The organism is Nocardia sp. NPDC060220, from assembly GCF_042727815.1.
GTDB lineage: Bacteria > Actinomycetota > Actinomycetes > Mycobacteriales > Mycobacteriaceae > Nocardia.
On the sequence record NZ_JBHWZY010000667.1, the window covers coordinates 1 to 3,885 of the forward strand.

General features: G+C 66.7%; 3 protein-coding genes. 2 read left to right on the forward strand and 1 reads right to left on the reverse strand.

The genetic code is table 11. The features are described 5' to 3' along the window. Nucleotides 1-665, forward strand: a 665-nt coding sequence (locus tag ACFWF3_RS27380; protein WP_379316270.1) for an ArsA family ATPase, incomplete at its 5' end; no start/stop codon positions are given. 113 nt (nt 666-778) lie between these two features. On the opposite strand, the gene ACFWF3_RS27385 is transcribed toward ACFWF3_RS27380, so the two are convergent. Continuing rightward, complete coding sequence (locus tag ACFWF3_RS27385) at nt 779-1,102, reverse strand: WhiB family transcriptional regulator (protein ID WP_056821932.1); 324 nt, start codon at nt 1,100-1,102, stop codon at nt 779-781. Nucleotides 1,103-1,474: 372 nt separating this feature from the next. Here ACFWF3_RS27385 and ACFWF3_RS27390 point away from each other — a divergent pair, with 372 nt between their 5' ends. Continuing rightward, complete coding sequence (locus tag ACFWF3_RS27390; RefSeq protein WP_379316272.1) at nt 1,475-3,853, forward strand: penicillin-binding protein; 2,379 nt, start codon at nt 1,475-1,477, stop codon at nt 3,851-3,853. Nucleotides 3,854-3,885: the final 32 nt, after the last annotated feature.

A 3,885-nucleotide genomic window follows, 5' to 3' on the forward strand; every position in this document is an offset into this window, starting at 1 on the left:
ACACTCCCCCGTCTCGCAACGCGCTCGATTTCCTCGACGCGCCCAAGCGGCTCGGCACCTTCCTCAACGGCAAGATGATCCGGTTGATCATGGCGCCGGGACGCGGTGTCGGCCGGATCGTCACGGGGGCGATGAGCCTGGCGATGCGCGGGGTGTCGACGATTGTCGGCGGGCAGATGCTCAAGGACGCCTCGACGTTCCTGCAATCGCTGGAATCGCTGTTCGGTGGGTTCCAGGACCGTGCCGAGCGCACCTTCGCGATGCTGTCCAAGCCCGGTACCCACTTCCTGGTGGTCGCCGCGCCCGAGCCGGACGCGTTGCGCGAGGCGTCGTTCTTCGTCGACCGGCTGTCGACCGAGAAGATGCCGCTGGCCGGTCTGGTGCTGAACCGGACCCATCCCGCGTTGTCGGAGCTGTCGGGCGACCACGCGCTGACTGCCGCCGACCAGCTGGCTGATTCGAACCCGCTGACCGCATCGGTGCTGCGCATCCACGCCGATCGGGTGTCGACGGCGGCGCGGGAGCGGCGGCTGCTGCACCGCTTCACCGGTGCGCACCCGCGGGTGAAGATCGTCTCGGTGACCGCGCTGCCCTTCGAGGTCTCGGATCTCGAAGCACTGCGCGCCGTCGGCGATCAGCTGACCGGTACCCCGGCTTCAGCCTGATCGATTCAGACAAATCCGCTATAGCTCACAATCCGGTAACACTCACCAACGGCGCCGATTCCGCAAACCACGCGGTCTCGGCGCCGTTTGTGATAACGGTCCGGTCTCGTCTGCTAGATAGCTACCTGGTGCTGGCGCTGGGCGTTGAAGAATTCAGCCCACGACGTCACGTCGGGATGCTGTTTGAGCAGCGCACGCCGCTGCCGCTCGGTCATCCCGCCCCACACACCGAACTCGACGCGATTGTCGAGGGCGTCGGCACCACACTGCATCAGCACTGGGCAGTGACGGCAGATCGTTGCCGCCTTGCGCTGCGCCGCACCGCGAACGAACAGCTGATCAGGGTCCACTTCCTTGCATCGCGCCTGGGCAACCCAAGCGATCCTTGCCTCGGCCTGCTCTACATCCAGTCGAGCGATGGGGGTTGTGATGTGCATTTGATGTGCCCCTTTGCAGTCCGAACACCGTTGTGCGGCGCTCCAGAATCGCGAGCGCGGATCACAGCAACCCAACTACCGCTGCGTCCCGCACCACATTCCACTTTGAGTGTTAGCTCTATCACACTGGGTTCTCAATCTAGGTAAAGGTATGGCGGTTACGCAAGACCGCCCCCCGATTTTTTGGTACGGGCGTCCATTCAAATCGGGCCAGAACCGCGCAGTAGTGCTGATCACCGGCGTGGCCGGTCGCGACACGCCGATGTGATCATTTTGTTGACACGCCCGAGCAACCCCCCTGGCACCGCCCGGACATTCCCCGTCGAGCAGCACAGCCGTGAACCTCACCACCCCACCCTCTAGTCTGGGATCGTGCCGATCACTCAAACGCTCGCGAGGCTGGCCGGCAGCTGCGCGCTGGCCGCCGTGCTTGTCGCTGGGCTGTTGTTCCCCTTGGCCGGTGGATTCGGATTCATCTCCAACCGCGCCGCCGACGCCGTCGACAATGTCTCCGCCGAACTGGTGGAGGGCACGGTCCCCGCCGTGTCGACGATGGTCGACGCGAACGGGTCGCCGCTGGCGTGGCTCTACGAGCAACGCCGCTTCGAAGTACCGAGCGACAAGATCTCCAACAACATGAAGCTGGCGATCGTGTCCATCGAGGACAAGCGCTTCTCCGACCACAAGGGCGTGGACTGGCAGGGCACGCTGCGCGCGTTCCTCACCAACACTTCCTCCGGTGCCGTGCAGCAGGGCGCGTCGACCCTGGACCAGCAGTACGTGAAGAACTTCAACCTGCTCGTGGTCGCCAAGACCGACGCCGAACGCCGCGCCGCGATCGAGACGACACCGGCGCGCAAGCTGCGCGAGATCCGGATGGCGCTCACGCTGGACCGCGAACTGTCCAAGGACGAGATCCTCACCCGCTACCTGAACCTGGTGCCCTTCGGTAACGGTTCCTACGGCATCCAGGACGCCGCGCAGACCTACTTCGGTATCGACGCGTCCCAGCTCAGCATCACCCAGTCGGCGATGCTGGCGGGCATGGTGCAGTCCAGCTCCAAGCTGAACCCCTACACCAACGTGGCCGGCGTCACCGACCGCCGCAACACCGTGCTCGACACGCTGATCCAGAACATCCCGCACCGCGCCGAGGAGTTCCGCAAGGCCAAGGCCGAACCGCTCGGCGTGCTGCCCGAACCCAAGGGCCTGCCGCGCGGGTGCATCTCCGCCAACGACAAGGGCTTCTTCTGCGACTACGCGCTGCAGTACCTGGCCGAGGCCGGGATCAGTCGCGAGCAGATCGACAAGGGCGGCTACCTGATCAAGACCACACTCGATCCGGTGCTGCAGGAATCGGTGAAGCGTTCGGTGAACGAGCAGGCCAACCCCGACCTCGACAACATCGCCGAGGTGATGTCGGTGGTCGCGCCCGGTCAGGATTCGCACCCTGTCCTCGCGATGGCGTCGAGCCGCACGTACGGCCTCAACCGCGACGCCAACGAGACGCTGCTGGGCCAGCCGTACTCGATGGCCGGTGACGGCGCGGGCTCGATCTTCAAGCTCTTCACCACCGCCGCCGCGATGGAGAAGGGCCTCGGCATCGCCGCCCAGGTGGACGTCCCCGGCACCTACGCCGCCAGGGGCATGGGCTACTCGAACTCGCCGGGCTGCCCGGCCGACTCGTGGTGTGTCAAGAACGCGGGCAACTACCCGGGGTCGATGTCGGTGACCGACGCGCTGGCGACCTCGCCCAACACCACCTTCGTGAAGATGATCCAGGACGTGGGCGTCTCGTCCGCGGTGGACATGGCCGTGCGCCTGGGCATGCGGTCCTACACCAACCCCGGCACCTCCGGGCACGGCAACTCGAGCCTGGCCGACCACATCAAGAACAACAACATGGGCTCGTTCACCCTCGGCCCGTTCGCGATCAACCCGCTCGAACTGACGAACGTGGCCGCCACGCTCGGCTCGGGCGGCAAGTGGTGCCCGCCCTCGCCGATCAAGGAGGTCGTCGACCGCAGCGGCAAGGCCGTTCCGCTCACCCAGCAAGCCTGTGAGCAGGTGGTCGACCCGGGTCTGGCCAACACCCTCGCCAACGCGATGAGCAAGGACGACGTCAGCGGTACCGCCGCGGGCGCCGCGCGCGCGGCCGGGTGGTCGGCACCGATGTCGGGTAAGACGGGCACCACCGAGAGCCACCGCTCCTCGGCGTTCCTCGGCTTCACCAACGCGCTGGCTTCGTCGGTCTACGTCTACGGCGACAGCCCGACGCCCGGCGAGATCTGCTCGTTCCCGCTGCGCAACTGCGGCGCCAGCGATGCCTCCGGCCTGTTCGGTGGTAACGAACCGGCCCGCACCTGGTTCAACGCCATCAAGCCGTTGATGGACCGGTTCCCGCCGCCGGGCCTGCCGCCGGTGGACGACAAGTACGTCCGCGGCGCGAACAACTCCCAGGTCCCCGATGTGGCGGGCAAGTCGCAGGGCGAGGCCACCTCGATCCTGTCCGGCGCCGGCTTCCAGGTCTCCGCGGTGACGGGCGCCGGTTCGCAGGCCAAGGGCACGGTGATGGGCAGTTCGCCGAACGGCTCGGCCATTCCGGGCTCGGTGGTCACGATCTACATCAGTGACGGCACCGTCCGGGTGCCCGCGCCGACGACTCCCCCGCCCGCCGCGCCGGCACCGGTGATTCCGGGGCTGCCGCAGATTCCGCGCCTGCCACCGATCCCCATCCCGGTGCCGCGCTAGTCACACGACAAAGGCCGCCGTCCGATTCCGAC